The organism is Bradyrhizobium sp. CFUWI, assembly GCF_056429085.1.
In genome coordinates this window covers 51045-70872 of record NZ_JBWJZE010000017.1, presented here as the reverse complement: position 1 = coordinate 70872, position 19828 = coordinate 51045, and the positions used below count along the sequence as shown (strand labels likewise).

The following is a 19828-nucleotide window of genomic DNA, read 5'->3' as shown; positions in this document are numbered from 1 at the left end:
AAACGCCCTCATGCGGGCGACCAATCCGACGCGCTCCCGAGCCTGACAGGTACCCCATGCTTCAGAGTAATCTTCTACAGACCGACAGAACGCGCTTGCCTCTGGGCGGCCAGGCCCAGTCGAACGACATCAACGGCGGGGGAATCGGCGATCTTGTCAAGTTCGCGGTCATCTTCGTAAGGCGTCGATATCTTATGATCATCGTGACCGCGGCTCTCGTATTCGCTGCCGCGCTGCTCTACCTGCGGTTTTCTCCTCCCACCTACACGGCCCAGGTACAAATCCTGCTGTCGAATCCTCGCGCTCAATTCGTTCAACAACAGTCGCTTCTTCCGGAGCCCGTCGTCGACGCGGCCCAAATCGAAACGCAACTGCAGATGATAAGGTCGCGAGGAATTGCGGCGGCAGTCATAACGCAGCTAAATCTCGCCAAGGATCCAGATCTTTCCGGCTCGCGGTGGTCCTTCAGCTCGCTACTGCATCGCATTCGAAACCGGAACCAGCAGCCGGAGCCCGTTGCGGAGGCTGATACGCCCCGGGAAAGCGCGATTGCCGCGTTATTGGACAGGCTCGTCGCGTACAGGGTCGGATATAGCAAGATCATCGAGGTAAGCTACAGTTCGAGCAACGCGGAACGCGCGGCAGAGATCGCGAATGCCGTGGCTAACGCGTACCTTAACGACCAAATGAATTCGAAGTTCGAGGCCACGCGAACGGCAGCCAGTTGGTTGCAAGAACGTCTCCAGGATCTCAATGAGCAAGCGCTAACGGCCGAACGTGCCGTGAGCGCATACAAGTCCCAGAACAACATCGTCTCGACAGGCGGAAAATTGATTGACGAACAGCCTGTCAACGATCTCAGCGCGCGATTGGTAACCGCCCGAACCCTGACCTCCGATGCACAGGTCAAGTTCAATCGCTACGACGCGGTCCTGCGCGCCAATGCAGCTGGCTCCTCCACCATCAGCGCTCCTGACGCGGCGAGCGCCGATGTCCTCCAGAGTCCGATTATCACTACGCTTCGCCAGCAATATCTCGAGTTGTCACGTCGCGAAGGCGATTGGTCAACCCGGTTCGGGCGCGACCATTTGGCGGTTGTCAACCTGCGGGGTCGGATACGTGACATTCGCACGTCTATCCTCGAAGAGGTCAAGAGGCTCGCCGAAACCAGCAGAAATGAACTGGAAGCTGCTCAGCAGCGGCAGCAGGAACTGGAGAAGCAGCTTGCCCGAGCCGTCTCGCAATCGCGCCTGACGAACTCCGCAGAGCTAACCATACGGGAGTTGGAGAGCCGAGCGAGAAGTCTGCGCGCCATGCATGAGGCGTTTCTGCAACACTCCATGGGGACGACTCAGCAGGAGACATTTCCGATTTCGGAAACACGGGTGATCTATCCCGCCGCCCCGCCAGAGCGCAAGAGCAAGCCGAAGGCAAACTTGGTGCTGAGCTTCGGCCTGGTCGCTGGACTCGCACTCGGGATCGGCTTGGCTCTTCTGAGAGATCTCATGGATAGAGTTTTTCGCACGTCTTCACAGGTGGAGGCCGCACTGGAGCTACCCTGCTTGTCGCTGATCCCTCTGCTGTCGCCCCCGAAGGCGCAGAAGTCGACCGTCCGATCCCAGCAAGCGGATGAAGATCTGCGATCACGCACGATGTCAACCGTGCCAGCGCTTCACCGAACCGTCATCGGAATGCCCCTCTCCCGCTTCACGGAAGCCATCCGTTCGATCAAGCTTGCTATTGACCACACCCCCGCGAGGGCCTCCAACCAGGTGATCGGAATCACCTCGGCTCTGCCAAATGAGGGCAAGACGACGATTGCAGCCTCTCTGGCTCACCTCATCGGACATAGCGGAAAGCGGGCTATCGTAGTCGATTGCGACCTCAGAAACCCTTCGCTTTCTGCGGCTATGGCTCCGAAAGCTGCATTTGGATTGATTGAGGTGGCAAACGGAAAGCACTCGCTCGAAGAAGCGCTGTGGCACGATCCCAGAACCAATCTCGCATTCTTGCCAGCTGTCCGGCGTGGACACCTGCTTCACACGAGCGAGATCCTTTCCGCCGAGAACATGACCAAACTATTCGATCGCTTGCGGCAGTCCTACGACTACGTCATTGTGGACTTCCCTCCGCTCTCGCCTCTGGTGGATGTGCGCGTCACTGCGCCGTTGATCGACTGCTACGTTCTCGTCGTCGAATGGGGACGGACCAAGATCGATGTAGTTCAGCATGCCCTGCATACTGCGCCGACCATCTCCGATTCCTTGATCGGCGTCGTCCTCAACAAGACTGATATAAGGGCAATGGCACGGTACGACGCCCATCGAAGTGATTACTACGATGACAGCCACTACCTAAGATATGGCTTGTCGGATTCTTAGGATGACTTTGACCTACGTCGCACCTAACGATGGAGTCAGCACCTTCTGCGATATGCTCTCCGTTTTGGGCGAGTCAGAGATGGTGTAAAATGTTCCAGTCTTCAGTGCTCGCTACGCTGGCGGCCGTTGCTGCGGATTTTGCTGTGGTCCCGAATCTGCTGAGTCTAGCGGCGCTATCGGGCGTTCTTGCGGCCGCTATACTGGCCGCCGGCCTTTTCGCCACGTCGTCAACCCTTGCTTCCTTCGCGAAGCTTCTGCGGCCCCTCTTCATTCTGGCTCTCGCCGCGCCCGTGCTCTGGATTGCCTTGCAGGTGGTTCCGATCCCGCTCCGTGGCCTTGGAAATCATATCTGGGCGACTGCATCGGCAGCCCTAGACCAACCTCTCGCAGAGAGGTTCTCGGTTGATGTCCGCGAGACGATACTGGCGCTTTCGCATTACAACGCTGTCCTCGCTGCGGGCCTCGTCACCGCAGTCGTTACTCTGGACAAAAATAGGGCGGCGCAGGTCCTCTATATCCTCGTATCGATCACCGCGGCCATCTGCATCTTTTCGGTATGGAGAAGTAGCAATCAGAGTGGTTCCTGGCCCGCCGAACAAGTCTGGACATCGACTGCGGCGGCACTTGGTGCCCTTCTCTCCACTGCAATGGCTGTCCGTGCGGTCGACCAATTCCGGCGGCCTAGAAGGTCCCCCCGCTCGCCGGCAGGACCGCTCGTCATTTTGACCTGCGCCATTCTATCATTGATCGTCTCCGTTGCGGCGGCCGCGCTTTGTGGCGGCTGGATCGCGCTGATTGCCGTCCTGCTCGGAATGACGACCATCCTCACAGTGGTCGCTATTCGCAAATGGTTCTTTGGCCTGTGGGGTAGAGCTGGCGTTCTCGCGACCGCCGCCATGTTGTTCGTCGCCAGCTTCACCTTCATTCCAATTAATCGGAATTCTGACCTGACGACTGCCCTGTCGACGCAGACTCGGGCAGCAACTGAGCGGATGCTACAGGACACTCACCCGATCGGGAGCGGTGCAGGTACGTTTGTTGCGCTTCTGCCGATTTATGCGGACGTTGGCATGCTCGCAATGCGCGAACGTCCGACCGCCGCCGCAGCGGTCGCGGTCGAAATGGGACGTACGTTCCTTTGTGGCCTGTTGATTGTTACCGTCACGAGCGCCTGCATGTTGTTCGGGCGCGCCTTGTCTCGCAATCACTCCTACTTATACCCAGCCGTCGGCGCCGGCGCTTCCGTATCGTTGACAATACTGGCCTTTGCCGAAAACAGCCTTCTCGATTTATGGGCATCACTGTTGGTGGCGGCGGTCTTCGGCCTGGCTTTTGCTCAAAGCCTGTCGGGGAAGGCTCGCGACGTGGAGACCATCGAGTTGCGGCCGCCTACGGAGACCAGCGCCCAAACCACGGCCGCGCGACGGATTCCTTGGCCTGTCTTCGCTTCCCGATGGCCTCCGACCCGCGTTGCTCTGACGATGATCGGATTGCTGTTGGCTGCGCAAACGGGTTGGATCGTCTCGCAAAGGTGGCCTTTCAGTGATCGACTCTCAGTTACATCGGTTGCCGGCTCGAATGAAGCCTTGGCCTCAACGCACCAATCCACGCGCGAGCATGCCTCGACTGCCTCAGGATTCACTGCAATTCTGCCCCTCAAGTCCGACAAGGCAGCCGAGATCAGCCGGTCCACGAACTTGAACGCTCTTTCTGCGGTGCTGCAATATTCACCCCTTCGGGGCGACGTTTGGCTCATGCTTGCGGCGCTTTCAAAGCAGCACGCGGCGCCTTATGACACGACAAGCTTACTTAAGATGTCCTACTATACTGCACCAAACGCGGTGGAACTCATTCCACTACGGCTTTCCGTCGCTCTCGGCACTGATGCTGCGATCAAGGAGCCTGAGCTTCGAGATCTTATCCGGCGCGACCTTAAAGTTGCTATTACTGGCCGGCCCCCGCTCCAGCCAGCCATCGCCGCCGCATACCAATCGGCGTCAGCAGACGGCAGGGCGTTTGCCGACAGCTCGATTTTGGAGCTCGATCCAGGTTACGTTCAGAAGTTACGCTCGCGAAGCCCATAGCCGTTTTTCGGCAACGTGCCTCCGGACGATCGCGCCCAGGTCGTTCCCAATTGATATCGTGCCAGCATGAATAGCTCCGATTAATTTTATTGAATCCATCGATTCAATTGCTATTATATTTAAAATGGTAGTATATTAAATCATCCTTCCGTTTCTTGTTGGTTAGCCATGAATTTTATGAACCGGCATATCGCAGACGATGGGAGCGCTCTAACTGTCGTCGACTCCCCATCGCCCATTGCTGATGAAGGGAAATGGCCCGTCCGGTACGACTCGGTCGAGTTTGTAGTGATCTGCGCCGATATCGCGACCATTCTATTCGCCGGTTTCCTTTCCGCGCTACTTTCACCCGGCGGCCCGCCACAAGCCGGTCTAATCCAAACATTCGGCTACGCGGCGGCAGCAGCAGTGTGTTTGGTCTACATTCTGAAAGGCAGGGGACTGTATCGGCCAACCGAACTCCTGGTACTTCGAAGCCAGGTTCGCGGCATCTGCCTCACGTGGATTTTGTTGCATGTCCTGGCCGCCACTGTGGAGATGCTCGATGACAATCCGAGCTTCTTCCGAGGCGCCGGCCTCCTGTTTGCGGTACTCGGCCTGGCATCATTGATCGTGCAACGGTGCGTTGCCAGGGAACTGCTGATAAAATGCTTCAGTGGCAGGAGGTTCGCGCGGACGAGTCTCGTCCTCATCACCGATCAGCCGCCGTCGAGTCATGCAGGTCTGTCGGAGGCCCTTGCGGTCCTCGGCTATTGCGTCAAAGGCCGCTTTGATTTGCCTGCGATGGGCTCGGACCCTGGTTCCAGAAAACAGCTCAGCTCCCGCGTGATCGAACATATTCGTAATTCCGAAGTCGATAAGATCGTGCTGGAGGCCAATCCTGCACGATGGGCCGACCTTCGTGCCTTTATCTCAGATCTGAGAGTGCTGCCATTCCCCATCATGTTCGTCCCGGTTGGCGCTGCATCGGAATTGCTTCGACATCCGGCAAGGAGCCTGGGAAGTGCCGCTTGCCTAGAGATCCAGCCCGGCCCCCTCACCGCAATCGAGCGCGCGAGCAAACGAACAATTGATATTATCGGTGCGGGACTTGCTTTGACAGTCCTTGCACCGTTTCTCGCGATAGCCGCCGTCGCGATCCGACTGGATTCTCCCGGCCCGATCCTCTTCAAGCAACGACGATGCGGCTTCAATGGCCGAGTATTTTCAATCCGCAAGTTTCGAACGATGCATGTGCTTGAGGACGGCAGCGTAATCGCTCAGGCCACCCCACTGGACCAACGCGTCACCCGGGTGGGCAAATGGCTGCGTCGGACGAGTTTTGACGAACTGCCACAGCTGCTAAATGTTCTTGAGGGCAGTATGTCGCTGGTGGGCCCGCGTCCCCATGCCTTGGCCCACGACGGACAGTTCGACAAGCTCGTCCGGAAGTACGCCTTCCGACGCCGAGTGAGACCAGGATTGACAGGATGGGCTCAAATCCATGGCTGCCGTGGACCAACGCCTACAGCGACCATGGTAGAGAGACGTGTTGAGTACGATCTCTGGTATATCGACAATTGGAGCCTTCGGCTGGATCTCGCAATCCTGTTGCGAACTCCATTGGAAGTGTTGCGGGGGCGCAATGCTTACTAGGACCCGATCGCCATACACCAAGTTGCGCCAGCCCGCTGGCGCAACCAGCTCTCACGCCCGCTGCCGAAGCTTCGGAGCCGCCTCCCCGATGCGGAAATCCTCGATCCGACGGCCGGATTTCATGGCAGCGACCAACCAACGCGGCCGCTTGCCTCGTCCCGACCAGGTTTCGGAAGTCTGCGGGTTACGATATTTCGGCAGTACGCGCGGATATTTCCGCCTTTGCTTGCCGGTCGGAGAGACGCCCGGCCCGGTTGCCTCGGCCAACATAGCCATCCCGCCGCCGAGAACCGCCAAACGCTTCTCCAGCTCCTGCTTTTCCGCCTTGATCCGATCCGACAAAATGCCGCTAATTTCCTCATGAAGCGACCATAGATCGTCGATGGACATCGCTTCTAGTTCGAGCTTCTTGGTAGACATGCTAGCATCCTGTAGTTGCGCCCATTTAATATCGCCCCTGCCCGATAATCAAGCCCCCAGCGTCGGGTTTTACGCAGAAATATGTGGAACCGGCAGAAAGTTCGCCCTCCACATAGCTGCGCCGCCGGTTCCAATCAAGACCAAAAAATACATTATCCGCCCAATTAATAACAGCACAGGCTAAGAACACGCGCTTTACGTGCACCGGCGCCTTCCCTCAAGCGAAAATTGGCTGTTAACCGGGGCGCGCGATCGATCTGCCACGCCGCGCCCTCGACGAATATGACCGGTGCGCCAGGCCGGCCTTTGCTGGCAATCCGCCTGAGCTCCGACCATCGGCACGCTGCAACCGCGCGCTTATGACCGCGATGTCTCTCAGAGCAAGCCTTCGCAGCTGGATCTGTAACTGCAAAGCCCGGATGTCGGTCGATGCAGCCGAGGGAGCGATAAACCGACTCACCGCCGCTCGAATACGCCCCAGTGGGCAGCCGATAATATCCAATGTTTCTCTTGGAGCTTCCAGCAAGATTCCCTCACCCATCAAATAAACAGATAAAAATAATCCTCGCTATATATATTAAATAATATATTATTTATTTATTGTCGCGTCAATTTGAAAGACCAGCCCTTGCCTTGCCAATGTTGTTCGCCATTCGAAACGCGATATTCGGCGTGAGACGACAGGCAGGGGAGCGACGGTCGAACGGTGCCGAGAATGTTATGCGCAGGCAGGATCTCGAAGCCATGGATTTCGAAGAACTATGGCTCCTCCACGAGGAGCTAACAAAGATTCTCGCTGAAAAGATCACAGCCGAAAAGCGGGAGTTGGAGAAGCGCTTGGCGCAACTCAATCAACCGGATCAATTCGGCGGGGCGGAGGGCGGGGCGACAGCCACGGGCCCGGGCCAGCCCCCTCGCCGCAAATACCCAAAGGTCGTACCGAAATACTTCAACCCCCTCAAACCGACAGAGACTTGGTCTGGGCGTGGTAAACAGCCGCGATGGCTGGTCGCCGCGCTCCACTCGGGGCACACGCTGGACGAGTTCAGGATTCACGAGAACGGCGAAGCCTCCCACCGGGATGCTGGCGGTCACGAGCATTGATAGCTCTGCCACGGCAAATGCCGGCATGCGCGATATCGTCGGCCCACGGATCTGGAAGCCCGCTAACTTGCTCCGAACGCTGTAATTGAAGCGCCAGCCGAGGGCATCTGCCGCAAACGACGAAGTGGTTTAGGCCTTCCCTGCGCGCACCGCGACGGCCGCCTCCAGCAGAAACTGCAGGGTTCCCATCCTCGGCAAGGACCACAACCCGCGCCGGCGCGCGGGTGGGATGGCGCCGTTCGCCACCTTTCGGTAGTTTCCGAGATCCAGCACCATCATCGCGAGGAAGGGCACACGAGTGGCTGGAAAGCGTGCCTGCAGCAACTGCCGCACGAACTGCAGACGGGGAATCAGACGAGAGCGCAACTCTCGCGGAATGTCGACGCCAAGCAACTCGGCAAGAGCGAGCAGCTGGGTCTCAACCGCATTCTTCATCAATTCGCCCGGGACAAGAGAGGTAAGCTCCCTCCAATCGAGGCCATCGACAGAATTGTTTAGATCGCGCAATTCAACAAGGTGCCGCAGGTCGAGATCGCCGAGCCAATAACCATAGTCTTGAAACTGATCATGGATGATCAACATGAGGGCGCCGTAGATAGGCGTGGGGATGTAAACGCGTCCCCGCCCCAGCGGCGCAGGGACACAATGGTCCAGCGCCTGCCCGAAGCTCTGATAGAGGTACGCGGGACCTGGAGCTGCCGTTTGCAGGTCGATGGCCCCGACATCCTGCGAGCGAATCAAATCGACATGCCACCGCTGGCTTTCGGGCGGGGCCTGGGCATGAATATCGTAACCAATTGCACATAGAGCGGCGACCGCCGTCCTGGCCTCATCTGGCATGATCATGATATCCAGATCGGACATCAATCGAACGCCTCGTCGCGCCTCGTGCGCGGTCGCCAGCGTTGATGCCCCCTTGAGCAGGATTGGCGTAATGCCGTAGCCATTCAGCGCAACGACGGCTTCTTCGAGTTGAAGGAGGAGCCGATTGTTGCGCAGCACGTTTCGGCCGTGGATCTGCCGAATGTATTGGCTGACGTCCTCCGGAAGGATCGATGCAAACTTATCGACAAAATCGATGAGCGCCGGCGTCGTCAGAGTCTGATTTGCAAGCCCTATGACCGAAGTCCACTCGATATCGACAGGCGGCAGGCCTTGCAGGCAATTGCAGAGGCTCGTTAGCGCCGCGCTATGCCTTGCCATTGCATAGATCCATAAGCACGCACCGAGCCTCCACGGCTTCGGAGTAGGTCAATTGAAGGGATCGCGCGCCCGTGACTATCCGCTTCAGAGCGACGAAGCCGGCCTGCGAAAGTCTTCCGTCAGCAGCAAATGCGTTCCCAATGAGCCGCCTCATCGAATCCAGCTGGTCTATCGCGGTCAATTCGGCCGGACCGCTCTCGACCCGGTTCAAGAAGATGAGCCAACTCGCGGAAACGCTTTGGTTGTGCGCATCCGGAATGGGCACGTAGCGCACCGAAATGCCGTCCGCGCGGCAATGCGTCGTGTCGTACCGGTCACCATGTAGTCGCGAGAGCAAGTCCCACGACCCCTCCTTCAAGGTGAGAGCAAACGGAATGCCGCAGATCGTTCCGTCAGCCCCAACCAGCGCAACGTCATCCCCGGCATACCGAAGTCCGGCGTCCACCAGCTGCAGTGTGAGGGTCGACTTTCCAGCTCCTGGTTGGCCGCACAACAACAGGCCTTCACCGTCTTTCACGAGGGAAGCGGCATGAAGAGAGAAGGTCCAGCGATTGCTTCGAATAAGCCGCTCGGTGATGTGAGCTTTGACCGTGGGTGCCAGTGCTTCGACTTCACATCTGGAGATGCTGGAATTCTCTCCGCGCAACAGCACCTGCTCATCCAGCATCATCGCCTCGATCGCTATGTCGTCGTCGCCGCGGGCGCTCTGGTCGGAAACGCAAAACAGCGAATGCAGCCGTCTTAAGAGGTCCCGACTTGCAGCCCGGACTCCTATTCTGAGCGGGCCCAGAACCGCTGAGAAGGCAAAATCGGCCGGCATTCGCCCGTCGACCTCGAGCAACGCCCGATCGATCCAGACATCTACAAGCTGTCGCGTGAACTGGCGTGCCGTGTGCTCGTCGATGCCTAGCGCCCCAAGATCCTGATAGGCGTCTTCCAACGAGGCACCTTGCGCAAGCTTACACCAGATGAATGCTCCTACTCGGTCCAGCTCAAAGATCTTCTGCCCTGCTTCGCTGAAGAGCGTTGATCGACCGTTCAGCAGCGCGAACACTGCATCCGAAGCCGGTCTCAACACCATCTCTGCCGACGATCTTTCCAGCATGGCTCCAACCAATGTGAAGAAATCCGCCTCGCCAGTACCGATGCGGCGACGCCAGCGTCTGGGGCGCTGGCGTCGCGGCGCTCGGCACCGAACGAAGTACCATCTGACCCGTCGCGGCGCGCAATTCCCATCTGCCGGGCACAACTCGCCCAATCGGTCTCGTTTCGAAATAACAATTCCGGTCAGTCATGCCGCAGCTGACCGGCCCTCGTCTCTCCCTGCGGAGAAATGTTCAACACCTGCTCTCAACGAAAGCTCGCTCGCGCTCAACCGATGAGCATCCAAGAGGTACCGATAGGCCTCACGATCGGCACCGCGTTCTCGCAGAATGCGCTCCTTCTCCCTGATACTTGCCAATTCCGCGCGCATCTGGGCCAACTGCGGGGCATCGGGGGCGAGGTCGTACTCGCCAAGAGTTAAATTCCACATTGTCTCCTCCAGCCGAACGAACCTGGGACGAGCTCAGCTTACGTGAACGGCAGCCATTAACAACGAGATTTACGCACTTTACCATATAATCAAAATTTATTTCATAGTTTAACCGCGCACCGACCCTCGCTTCCAAAAGGCCCGATCGGCGCGCACCGGACCGATGGCCAAGAATCGGAGATACCGAATTTACTAGAATAGGCCGACGTTTTCGATCGACGACATCGCTCCCGCGCCCCCGCAAAAAATAAATCGGGCGAGAGTCGCAAACCGGACCGACAGCGCAGATTTGATTTGCACATTAAACGCAAACAGAGAAATATTAACCAACCGCGTGTGAGGGGAGTGCGACCTGTGATCCAGTGGGCTGATCTTTCCGTCAAGAGGAAGATAATGGTTTCGTTGCGAGCGGAATATTCGGCTCGAGTCGCGGGGATCTCGAGTCGCCCGGATTTGGATATGATAATTGTGAGGGACCTCCCAGAAGCTTTCGGTTGAGGTCGAAGCACCATTCAGGCTTGCCGAGCCCCAAGTCGGCAATATCCCAGGAATTCGCCAAGCAGGAGATCCGGTCGGCTGGAGAAGCGTCGTCACGAGCAAGCTGCCCATTGCTCGCACAACGACCCCAGGTGCGATGCCCCCCAAGTCACCCGCACCGACGAGAGCGCACTCCAGCCGACCGGCCCCTTCTTGTTTCAGCAATATGTTTGAGGGAGGCACACATGGGTATGATCATGGTCAACTGTCCGCAAACGGGTCGCGCCATTCCTACCGGCATCAAGTCCGATCGCGAGACTTTCCTTCGGAGCATCGTCTTTTTCGGCAATACTCGTTGTCCAATCTGTGAGGCCAATCACAACTGGTTCGCCCGCGAGGCCTGGGTCGACGAGCCAATCGTTCGGACGTCGGATGTCCTTGGTGCTATTCCCTCGTGCTGATGCAAATGCCGGGGCCGTTTCAGAGAGTGCGTTCATTCCCATGTTCTCCAGGCATTTCGGTCGCAACGCATCAGAACATCGAAAACATTTCCGGGTGTCGTCGTAGAGCGAACGGACGCTCGAGACTCCATCGCTTAGACGGTCTTGGCAGATCGTCACACAGCCAAGCTTCCGTCACGGAATTCGGCAGAGGGTGTTTTAGTGAGTGGTAAGGTCTGCAGCCTGGTTGTTCTGAATGACACAAGGACCGAACTCGTTAGCCTGCTGGCTCAATTGAAGCGACTCCGCGAGAGAGTACGAAGGGCGGAAGCGCGGTGCTCGGAAGAACGGCGGTCAGCGTCGTCGCCGCGCGCGCGAGGGTCCCGAGCAGCGAGGGATCGGGCGCGCGGGCTTCCCAAGTCAATGCATTTATGGTCATTATGCTGGCTGGATTAAAACCAGCACCGATGTGTTCGGGAGAGGCTTTTTTATAAGATAGGTAATGAGCACTGACCGTTCAGTTTAATCGCGATCATGAACCATTTTAGTGACGCCATGGGCGAATTGAATTTTTGCTAGATTTTCCCGCACTGAGGCTGCAGATTGCTTTTACTGAGAATCTATTGCTGAGAATCTATTCTTTCGGGGGAACTTCAAATGGGAAGACCTGCTGTTTCCCGTGATGCCTTCCGTGGGCTGCTCGCTTTCTATGCGGCAAAGGCTCATCGCGATCATAAATCTCAGGGCGAACATTGCCTCTTAAGGCTGTTCGGATCTGCAGATGATGTACCCGATACTTTATTGCTGCACTGGTCGGACAGAACTGAGCTGGTCGGCTCCGAAGCCGTCGGTCGGTTAAAGGATCCGCTCGTTCGTCCAATCACGAGCGGCAACGCTCAATACGACCATGCCAGTGACTTTCTCCACACACTGCTGAGAGACCTCGGGCGAAAAATGCAGTGATAGCAATTCGCCGCGCTATAGTCGCCAGGCGCACGAATTTTCCGCGCTAACCGCTCTCGCCGACCGCCTGCCGATAGCAAAGCTGAGTACTCTCAGTGTCCGCGATTGAGAGCAAACCGGGCGTTGGCTGGCCTGGAGCGCATCAACGCTTTGACCCGCGCTAGGCTTTCAATGCGAGAGGTTCAAGGCGCACTCCCTCAACGAGTTCGCTCATTAAGCCGCAACGTCTGGCCGTGAGGATTGACAGAGTGTAGCGGGATTGCTGGCATTTTAGCCTCTTTTCAGCCCAAAAATTGGTTGTTGCTTGGGGCGGGGCAGGATCTCAGCTCGGAGACCTGCAATGTTCAAGCAAGTATTTTCTGCGTGTTTCTTCGTTGTCATCAGCACGATCTGTTCAGAAGCAAGACCTTACCGCATCAGCCACGCGCCCGAGTGCAATGTCATCATGCCATGTGACTTCTCGTCCACGCAGGCGCGCCGCCAACAAGTTTTACATCACTCACTGCAGGCGTATCGCTCAAAGCAACTTGCACTAACCACGTCGAGCAGCGTAGCGGCGGTGAACGCCCGTGCTGACAGCCGGATCGTCGGCGGTCGGCCGGCCGGCTGCCCGTCTTCATTCTGTGGTTGTGGCGCGGCGCTGCGAGTGTTTGGTCGTGTCGTGCCTGAATTAAATCTCGCGGCCAACTGGCTACGCTTCCCGCGCACCTCGCCCGCGCCCGGAATGGTCGCGGCGCGGCGCGGGCATGTCTTCGTTCTAGAACAGCATCTCGAAGGCGATGTTTGGATGGCGTATGATGCCAACTCGGGCGGACGCGCGACGAGAATGCATCCACGATCATTACGTGGCTATACGGTTGTCAATCCTCGTGGTGCGGGTTGAAACAGTTCGCACGACCGTTGGCCTAACGGCCCTCAATCTGGGCGAGGATTGCAATGCCTGCTATTGAAGAAAGCGGCAGTGGCCCCGTTACCCCCGAGCCCAGCTGGTGACCTATTGCGGTCCTGGGCCACTGCCGCGGCTGAGGCCGCAACAACTCTGACAAACTGCTCAATTGCGAGCGCGCCGAACCATAGGTCTCGACGTTCTTGGCGGCAGCCGCCCGCCAGACTGACATGCCGATCGCCACCGCGATCGAAACGAGATTCCCCGCCGCTGCGATGAAAGCAGGTGACATGCAGACCGCCCCCCGCACAACTCCGCCGGCTTGAAGCGGCGGCCCGTCAGCAGCGGCGCTCACGGGTGACCCGTGCTCAAAGGAAGCGCTTCTGGAAATCTGCGGAGGAGCACCCACTACGAGCGGAGTTTCAGGAGCGGCAGGCACCGGCGAAATCCGGTCTGCCCGCTGAAAGTGAGCAAAATTGACCATCCTGCAAGGACGGCATATGCCAACTTTTCCCGATTGCCGCTTGTTCAGCGGAACGGGGATCGCATGCAAAAGCGCCTTCATTCCAAGCTAGTTTGCACCTTAAAAGACCTCTTCCCGCCCATTACCCGGTCGATTCAGATCAAAACGCTATCGGGGGCTCAGCCACAGGAACAAGCCAGGGTATGGCACCTCGATGCACGGCAGATGTCGACTACGGAACTCCATGATTTGAAAGAGCGGGTAATGGAGGCCATTCAGAGAAAGCATCTACATTCTTGAAGGGCCGCGGATATCAGCCTTCTCTTCAAGACCACAGCCCTAGCCTAGGCCAGGTCTCCGAGCCCCTGGGCGTCTTCATCGCTTCTGCAGCATTGTCGACAGCACCGAACGGTCGCTCAAGATCGAAAAAACCTCCCGGGACGAAAGATATGCTGCGGCTTGCTCGAAAGTATCGCTCGCATCGATCTTGGCGCGCCCGACCGCCAGGTGCGCGTCGATCGTGTCGGGCCGAATGGCGCGAGGAGGCGGCAGCTGCGCGAGATGGAAGCTCGAGAGCGCGGCGTCTTCGCGCAACGCCACCAATGCGGGTTTGACCCCTGCATCGGCCAACGCGCTCAATTCGTTCGCTCGATGCAGTACCGGAGGCGGCTTCGCTGCTTCGGGCGTTATGAAAAGTTTGCTGGGAGAGGGACCGGCAGTCAGGGCACCTATGGGAACTGCGAACAGCAGTCCCACAATGACCGGCGACATCCAGAGCAACAGGGGCAGCGAAACGGCGTACGCGCTTGCGGCCATAGCGACACCGCACGCGGTCGGGATGCCGTATTTCCGATAGAGCTCGCGACGCTCCACCGTGCCGTCGTCGCGCCTCTGCGTCTGCCACCCCGCATCGCGGCCGGCGAGGATGTCGAGGACGGCGACCGATTGGAATATCATCATCACGGGCGCCAACAACGCCGAGACGACGATCTCGGCGAAAACGCCGGCCAGGACTCGGAATGCGCCGCCGAATTGCCCTCGAACCGACTGCCGCGTCCAAACGAGAACCAGGCTGAGCAGCTTCGGCACCAGCAGCAGACCCATTGTCGCGACGAACACCCAGATGGCGAGCACGGGATCCTGGGCTGGCCACGCCGGAAACAACGAGAAGCCCTTGGGAAAATACTCTGGGCGCACGAAGCGGGCCTGCAGCGAGATCAGCATTCCCAGCAGCAGGAACAGCAGCCATAGCGGCGCCGTCAGATATGCCCCGATGCCCACTATGAAATGCAGGCGCGACACCCAATGGAGACCTCGCGCAGGGACCACGGCCAGATGCTGAAGATTGCCCTGACACCAGCGTCGGTCGCGCGCGGCGAAATCGAGCAGCGAAGGCGGCACCTCTTCATAGCTTCCGCCGAGCGTCGGCAGCATGTGGATGCCCCATCCGGCCCGCCGCATCAGTGCGGCCTCGACAAAATCATGGCTGAGGATGTGCCCGCCGAACGGCTTCGGTCCCCGAAGCTGCGGCAGCGCGGCCGCTTCGGCAAACGCGCTGACCCGGATGATCGCGTTGTGTCCCCAGTAGTTGCCTTCGGAGCCATGCCACCAGGCGACGCCGGCGGCGATCATCGGTCCGTACAGGCGGCCGGCGAATTGCTGGACGCGGCTGAACAGACTGCGAGCGTTGACGATCATGGGGAGCGTCTGAACAAGCCCGGCCGTCGGATTGGTCTCGATGGCATGCACCAATCGTACGATGGTCTGCCCGCTCATGAGACTGTCTGCGTCGAGCACGATCATGAAGTCGTAGACACCGCCAAACCGCGTGATCCACTCGGAGATGTTGCCGGCTTTCCGGGCCGTGTTGTCGGCGCGGTGACGGTAGTATAGCCGTGGCGTTCCGACGGCCTGTCGCAACGCCAGAAGCGCTTTTTCTTCGGCGACCCAGATGTCCGGATCGGTACTGTCGCTCAGAACGAACCAGTCGAACAGCTCTCCGTGAGAGGTCGCCTCCAGGGATTCGATCATCGCACGGAGCCGGGCTGTCAATCGGTGCGGGTCTTCGTTGTAGGTTGGAAGCAGCATGGCCGTGCGGCTTGCGATAGCGGGCAGTTTCGCGACAGACGCGACGTCGTCCTCGTCTGGACGATGGACCAGCAGCACAAAGAAGCCTGCCACCGCGGACGCGAACGAAAAGGCGACCCAAGCGAGCAGGACCAGGAACAGCGCCAGCACCATGGCTTCGAGAACGGTGACGCCGCCGACCTGCAGCACGCGATACATCTCGTACCCGCCCGTGCCCGTGAGCGCCGCCGTCGAGAAGAGGATGAGGCCGCGCCGCCAAGCCATCGTGGTGGCGACCGGCGCAGGAACGCGGTCCGATACCCGGCTCTTTCCTAAATCGCCGGGAGCCATGGGAAGGGGGGATTCGGGCGGCAAGAGGCGTTGGCTTGCGATGTCACCGGCGATCGGTCGCGGTGCCGTGCTCAAGGTGCCCATCGGTAGACCCAAACTTCCGACAGGGGCTTGTCACCTGCGGCCAGATACGCCCGCAGCTCGATCGGTCCCCCCTTCACTTGGCACTGGAAGCTCAGCCGCCAACCTCCAGTGTAGGGATTGGGCTGCGTGACGATGTTCTTCACCTCGGACTTATCAGCCGTCACCACGCCCTTGACGCCCGCAGGATCGACGCCTTTCAGGTTCTCGCCAGCCATTTCCAGGACGAAGAGGCGGGCGTCTTCGCCCCTGGCCCCAATGCCTGTGCGCGTGAAGCGTGCGAGCGAATGCGCTTTCGGACTATCCGGACCCCAATGCAGCCGATAGGTGTAGTTGTGTTCGCCCTTAGCCTGCAGCGGGTTTTTTGGCCGCCAGAATGCGGCGATGTTGTCGTGGACCTCCTCCTTTGTCGGGATCTCGAACAGCATGACCCCGCCCTCGCCCCAATCCCCGATCGGCTCCATCCAGAGACTTGGGCGTTTTTCGAAGCTGGATTCGATGTCCTGATAGGCGAAGAAGTTTCTCTCCCGCTGCATCAACCCGAACCCGCGCGGATTTAGGTCCTGGAAGGCGCTGATCTGGAGGTCACGGGGATTGCTGAGCGGCCTCCAGAGGCTTTCGCCCTTCCCGTTGAAGATCGCAAGCCCGTCCGAATCGTGGACCGACGGGCGGAAATCATCGATGTCATTCCGGTCGTTCGGACCGTAGAAGAACATGCTGGTCATCGGCGCTAGTCCGGCACGCTGCAATTCCACGCGCGGGTAGACCGACATTTCGACGTCAAAGACGGTCGTTTCCCCGGGGCGCACTGTGAATCGGTAGCTTGCAGCGCAGCTTTTGCTGTCGAGCAGAGCATGGATCACCAACGATGTCGCACCCGGCGCCGGCCGTTCGAGCCAGAAGGCCTTGAAGAGCGGAAACTCCTCGCCCTTGGCTTCGCCGGTATCGATCGAAAGTCCCCGGGCGGAAAGCCCATACGTCTGTCCTTTGGCGACGGCGCGGAAGTAGCTCGCGCCCAGGAAGACGCAGACCTCGTCATAATAATCGGCGCGGTTCATGGGCGCATGTATGCGGAAGCCAGCAAAGCCGAGATCGATGTCCTCGAACGCCGGGACCTTCTCGCCGAATGAGAAGTCTGCCTTGCGGTACTTGAACTCGGTGGCCTTTCCGTCCGCGACCTCGAAGATGGTCACTCTGTTCTTGTAGAAGAAGCCGCGATGGAAGAACTGCGCTTCGAACGGAAGATTCTTTCCGCGCCAAAGCGCGCGCTCGGGTAAAAAGCGGATCGAACGGTATTGATCGTAGTCGATGTCGTTCAATCCGCTCGGCAACTTCTCGTCCGGAGCCTCGTACGGTTTGCCCGCCAGCATACGGGCCAGGTCCCGCACCGTTGATGGCCCGAACGCGCCAGCGGACGGACCGGCGGCGGCGAAACCGCTTCGCCAAGCGAGCAGCAACGTCGGCAGCACCGCCGACCCTCGAACAAGCTGGCGTCGGTTCACGCGCTCTCCTACCCGTTACTGTTACCGCGGCCAAAGCAACGACCGCGGGGCCCGCGAGTTCCACCGCCGGCTATCACCGGCGCGTCGACAAGTGCGCAACGGCTTTGATCGACTCGCGGCTTATTCGCACGGTCCAGAGGTCAAGAAGGCGCGAACGCGAACTTCTAGGAAGAGACGATGAAGATGGCCGAGGACGTCGGTGATTTCGGAAAGTCGCATAGCAGGCCGCACCGGCTCTCGCCGAGGCCGTCTTCAGCGGCTATCTCGGGGGGCGCAGCGCTGTTGGCAGACTGGACGCATGTCAAAACCTCGCATTGCGGCCGGACTGCGAAGCTAAAGGCGCGTATTCACATACAGTTAGATGGTGGGGGAGGCAGGACTCGAACCTGCGAAGCCATGAGGCGGCTGATTTACAGTCAGCTCCCTTTGCCACTCGGGACACTCCCCCGCTCGACGGCAGCACAATCGGGCCGGACCTTGCCGGCGGACCGAAGACGGCCATGGAACGTGAAGGCCGCGACAGCCCGGATGGGGGTGCGACCGGGCGCGTTTATGGGCGATGCGATGGGGCAAAGTCAACCGAGGCGAACAGCTAAAATCGCCCTTGCGGGCACTCAAATTGCCATATTCCGGGACCCGTGACACAAGCGAGCCCATGAAGGATCGAAAATTCGCACCAAAGGGTCCCCGCGGCGGGGCTAAGCCCTTCAAGAGACCAGTCAAATCGGCCGGCCGGCCAGCCTGGCGGGACCGCGATTCGCACCCCGACGGGCCGGTCATCCTCTATGGCTGGCACACCGTCACCATGGCGCTGGCCAATCCGGAGCGGCGGATCCGCAAGCTGACGCTGACCGAGAACGCGGCGAAGCGGCTCGCGGCCGACAACATCGCGACCCCAGTCACGCCCGAGATCGTTCGGCCTCAGGAGATCGACCGTCTGCTCTCGCCCGACGCCGTGCACCAGGGCCTGCTCGCCGAAGCCGATCCCCTGCCCTCGCCCGATATCGAGACCCTGAAGCAGGAGGGCATGGTGCTGGTGCTCGACCAGATCACCGACCCCCACAATGTCGGCGCCATCCTGCGCTCGGCCGCCGCGTTCGCGGTCAAGGCGATCGTCACCACCGCGCGCCACAGTCCGGAAGCGACCGGCGTGCTGGCGAAGGCCGCCTCAGGCGCGCTCGAGCTGGTGCCAATGGTCACCGTGCAAAACCTCGCCCGTGCGCTCACCGCGCTGAACGAACGCGGCTTCCAGACCGTCGGGCTCGACAGCGAAGGCAGCGAGGACCTCTCGGACGTCGCGCTGCGCGAGCCGCTCGCGCTCGTGCTAGGGGCCGAAGGAAAAGGTCTGCGGCAATTGACCCGCGAGACCTGCAGCGTCGTGGCGCGGCTCGACATGCCCGGCGAGATCAAGAGCCTCAACGTGTCGAATGCCGCCGTGCTCTCGCTCTATGTCGGGGCAAGCCGGCTGGGGCTGATGAAGCGGTAGGCCGCGAGCCACGGACGCAACTGCGCTCCCTCGCCCCGCTTGCGGGGAGAGGGTTGGGGTGAGGGGGAGTCTCCACAAGGACGGTGACAGTGGGACTCGCGGAGAGTCCCTCACCCGGATTGCATCGATGCAATCCGACCTCTCCCCGCAAGCGGGGCAAGGTGAAGAAAAGCAAAACGCCCGTCCACATCGCGGACGGGCGTTTCGTCAGTCAACCGATCAGAGATCAGTAATAGCGGCGCAGCACGCGGTGGCCGCCGTAGTACGGCGCCGGCGCGTGGCGGTGGGCGTAGCCGTAGCGCGGAGCGTGGCCGTAACGCGCAGCGTGGCCGTAGTGCACGCGCGGCAGATAGCCATAGCGCGGACCGTAGCCGTAACGGTACGGACGGTAGAGAGGGCGGTGATAGGGAGCCACGGCGGCGCGATAGCCATAACCGTAATTGGCGGGCGCGACGACCGCGTCTTCACGGTAGGTCGGATACGGCGCGAAGGCGCCCGGGCCGGTGTAGGTCGGGCCCTGGTTGACGTAGTAATATTGCGTGGTCGGCTCGGCGAGACGCTCATAGGCGCCATAGCCATAGCCGTACCCATAGCCGCCGCAGCCGGTGTTGCAGCCGGAATAGATCGGCGCAACCGGCTGGCACGGATTGAAGCCGCAGGCCGCGGCCGGCGCGGTGGCGGCGAACATCACGGCAGCCGCCGCGACCAATCCCGAAATCATCTGACGCATTACTCTCTCCTGTTGATTTTC

14 protein-coding genes and 1 tRNA gene are annotated in these 19828 nt (G+C 59.6%); 8 read left to right on the top strand and 7 right to left on the bottom strand.

Annotated elements, in window-relative coordinates:
* Nucleotides 1–56 precede the first annotated feature (56 nt).
* From AC066S_RS29640 to AC066S_RS29630, 3 genes are all read left to right on the top strand, one after another.
* Complete coding sequence (locus AC066S_RS29640) at nucleotides 57–2381, top strand: AAA family ATPase (RefSeq protein ID WP_126257999.1); 2325 nt, start codon at nucleotides 57–59, stop codon at nucleotides 2379–2381.
* Nucleotides 2382–2470: 89 nt separating this feature from the next.
* Complete coding sequence (locus AC066S_RS29635; protein ID WP_478271298.1) at nucleotides 2471–4465, top strand: hypothetical protein; 1995 nt, start codon at nucleotides 2471–2473, stop codon at nucleotides 4463–4465.
* A 168-nt stretch (nucleotides 4466–4633) separates the two neighbouring features.
* Nucleotides 4634–6100 (top strand): exopolysaccharide biosynthesis polyprenyl glycosylphosphotransferase, encoded by a 1467-nt coding sequence (locus AC066S_RS29630; RefSeq protein ID WP_126257997.1) that lies wholly within the window; start codon nucleotides 4634–4636, stop codon nucleotides 6098–6100.
* Nucleotides 6101–6151: 51 nt separating this feature from the next.
* On the opposite strand, the gene AC066S_RS29625 is transcribed toward AC066S_RS29630, so the two are convergent.
* Entirely contained in the window at nucleotides 6152–6520 is a 369-nt protein-coding gene (locus AC066S_RS29625) for an H-NS histone family protein (RefSeq protein WP_126257996.1), read from the bottom strand.
* A gap of 720 nt (nucleotides 6521–7240) precedes the next feature.
* Here AC066S_RS29625 and AC066S_RS29620 point away from each other — a divergent pair.
* Nucleotides 7241–7624, top strand: a complete 384-nt coding sequence (locus tag AC066S_RS29620) for an H-NS histone family protein (RefSeq protein ID WP_126257995.1) — start codon at nucleotides 7241–7243, stop codon at nucleotides 7622–7624.
* A gap of 129 nt (nucleotides 7625–7753) precedes the next feature.
* On the opposite strand, the gene AC066S_RS29615 is transcribed toward AC066S_RS29620, so the two are convergent.
* Together AC066S_RS29615 and AC066S_RS29610 are read right to left on the bottom strand one after the other, a co-directional pair.
* Entirely contained in the window at nucleotides 7754–8827 is a 1074-nt protein-coding gene (locus AC066S_RS29615) for a nucleotidyltransferase family protein (RefSeq protein ID WP_126257994.1), read from the bottom strand.
* Nucleotides 8814–9932 (bottom strand): serine/threonine protein kinase, encoded by a 1119-nt coding sequence (locus AC066S_RS29610; protein ID WP_478271297.1) that lies wholly within the window; start codon nucleotides 9930–9932, stop codon nucleotides 8814–8816. Before AC066S_RS29610 ends, AC066S_RS29615 begins: the two co-directional genes overlap by 14 nt.
* A 1151-nt stretch (nucleotides 9933–11083) precedes the next feature.
* On the opposite strand from AC066S_RS29610, the gene AC066S_RS29605 reads away from it, so the two are divergent.
* The 3 genes from AC066S_RS29605 to AC066S_RS29595 all read left to right on the top strand — a co-directional run bounded on the left by AC066S_RS29605 (nucleotide 11084) and on the right by AC066S_RS29595 (nucleotide 13124).
* On the top strand, nucleotides 11084–11299 hold the full coding sequence (locus AC066S_RS29605) for a hypothetical protein (protein WP_126257992.1): 216 nt from the start codon (nucleotides 11084–11086) through the stop codon (nucleotides 11297–11299).
* A gap of 636 nt (nucleotides 11300–11935) precedes the next feature.
* Entirely contained in the window at nucleotides 11936–12241 is a 306-nt protein-coding gene (locus AC066S_RS29600) for a hypothetical protein (protein WP_135169293.1), read from the top strand.
* 340 nt (nucleotides 12242–12581) lie between these two features.
* Nucleotides 12582–13124 carry a hypothetical protein gene (locus AC066S_RS29595; RefSeq protein ID WP_164718662.1) on the top strand — a complete coding sequence of 181 codons (543 nt, stop codon included), beginning with the start codon at nucleotides 12582–12584 and terminating at the stop codon, nucleotides 13122–13124.
* Nucleotides 13125–13965: 841 nt separating this feature from the next.
* On the opposite strand, the gene mdoH is transcribed toward AC066S_RS29595, so the two are convergent.
* The 3 genes from mdoH to AC066S_RS29580 form a co-directional block, all read right to left on the bottom strand.
* Nucleotides 13966–16092, bottom strand: a complete 2127-nt coding sequence (mdoH, locus tag AC066S_RS29590) for a glucans biosynthesis glucosyltransferase MdoH (protein ID WP_126257989.1) — start codon at nucleotides 16090–16092, stop codon at nucleotides 13966–13968.
* Nucleotides 16080–17591: a glucan biosynthesis protein G gene (locus tag AC066S_RS29585; protein WP_126257988.1), complete on the bottom strand. Its 1512-nt coding sequence runs from the start codon at nucleotides 17589–17591 to the stop codon at nucleotides 16080–16082. The genes mdoH and AC066S_RS29585 overlap by 13 nt, the downstream gene beginning before the upstream one ends.
* A gap of 362 nt (nucleotides 17592–17953) precedes the next feature.
* Nucleotides 17954–18039, bottom strand: a tRNA-Tyr gene (locus AC066S_RS29580).
* 207 nt (nucleotides 18040–18246) lie between these two features.
* Here AC066S_RS29580 and rlmB point away from each other — a divergent pair.
* Nucleotides 18247–19077, top strand: coding sequence for a 23S rRNA (guanosine(2251)-2'-O)-methyltransferase RlmB (rlmB, locus tag AC066S_RS29575; RefSeq protein WP_478271296.1), 831 nt, complete (start codon nucleotides 18247–18249; stop codon nucleotides 19075–19077).
* 226 nt (nucleotides 19078–19303) lie between these two features.
* Here the strand turns inward: rlmB and AC066S_RS29570 are convergent, their stop codons facing one another.
* Nucleotides 19304–19807: a hypothetical protein gene (locus AC066S_RS29570; protein WP_126257986.1), complete on the bottom strand. Its 504-nt coding sequence runs from the start codon at nucleotides 19805–19807 to the stop codon at nucleotides 19304–19306.
* Nucleotides 19808–19828: the final 21 nt, after the last annotated feature.

What these genes read in the sequence shown, in the direction of transcription:
- AC066S_RS29625 (WP_126257996.1), bottom strand. Translation starts at nt 6,520, where the DNA reads ATGTCTACCAAGAAGCTCGAACTAGAAGCGATGTCCATCGACGATCTA.
- AC066S_RS29620 (WP_126257995.1), top strand. Translation starts at nt 7,241, where the DNA reads ATGCGCAGGCAGGATCTCGAAGCCATGGATTTCGAAGAACTATGGCTC.
- mdoH (WP_126257989.1), bottom strand. Translation starts at nt 16,092, where the DNA reads ATGGGCACCTTGAGCACGGCACCGCGACCGATCGCCGGTGACATCGCA.
- AC066S_RS29630 (WP_126257997.1), top strand. Translation starts at nt 4,634, where the DNA reads ATGAATTTTATGAACCGGCATATCGCAGACGATGGGAGCGCTCTAACT.
- AC066S_RS29605 (WP_126257992.1), top strand. Translation starts at nt 11,084, where the DNA reads ATGGGTATGATCATGGTCAACTGTCCGCAAACGGGTCGCGCCATTCCT.
- AC066S_RS29615 (WP_126257994.1), bottom strand. Translation starts at nt 8,827, where the DNA reads ATGGCAAGGCATAGCGCGGCGCTAACGAGCCTCTGCAATTGCCTGCAA.
- AC066S_RS29640 (WP_126257999.1), top strand. Translation starts at nt 57, where the DNA reads ATGCTTCAGAGTAATCTTCTACAGACCGACAGAACGCGCTTGCCTCTG.
- AC066S_RS29635 (WP_478271298.1), top strand. Translation starts at nt 2,471, where the DNA reads ATGTTCCAGTCTTCAGTGCTCGCTACGCTGGCGGCCGTTGCTGCGGAT.
- AC066S_RS29595 (WP_164718662.1), top strand. Translation starts at nt 12,582, where the DNA reads ATGTTCAAGCAAGTATTTTCTGCGTGTTTCTTCGTTGTCATCAGCACG.
- AC066S_RS29610 (WP_478271297.1), bottom strand. Translation starts at nt 9,932, where the DNA reads ATGCTGGAAAGATCGTCGGCAGAGATGGTGTTGAGACCGGCTTCGGAT.
- rlmB (WP_478271296.1), top strand. Translation starts at nt 18,247, where the DNA reads ATGAAGGATCGAAAATTCGCACCAAAGGGTCCCCGCGGCGGGGCTAAG.
- AC066S_RS29600 (WP_135169293.1), top strand. Translation starts at nt 11,936, where the DNA reads ATGGGAAGACCTGCTGTTTCCCGTGATGCCTTCCGTGGGCTGCTCGCT.
- AC066S_RS29570 (WP_126257986.1), bottom strand. Translation starts at nt 19,807, where the DNA reads ATGCGTCAGATGATTTCGGGATTGGTCGCGGCGGCTGCCGTGATGTTC.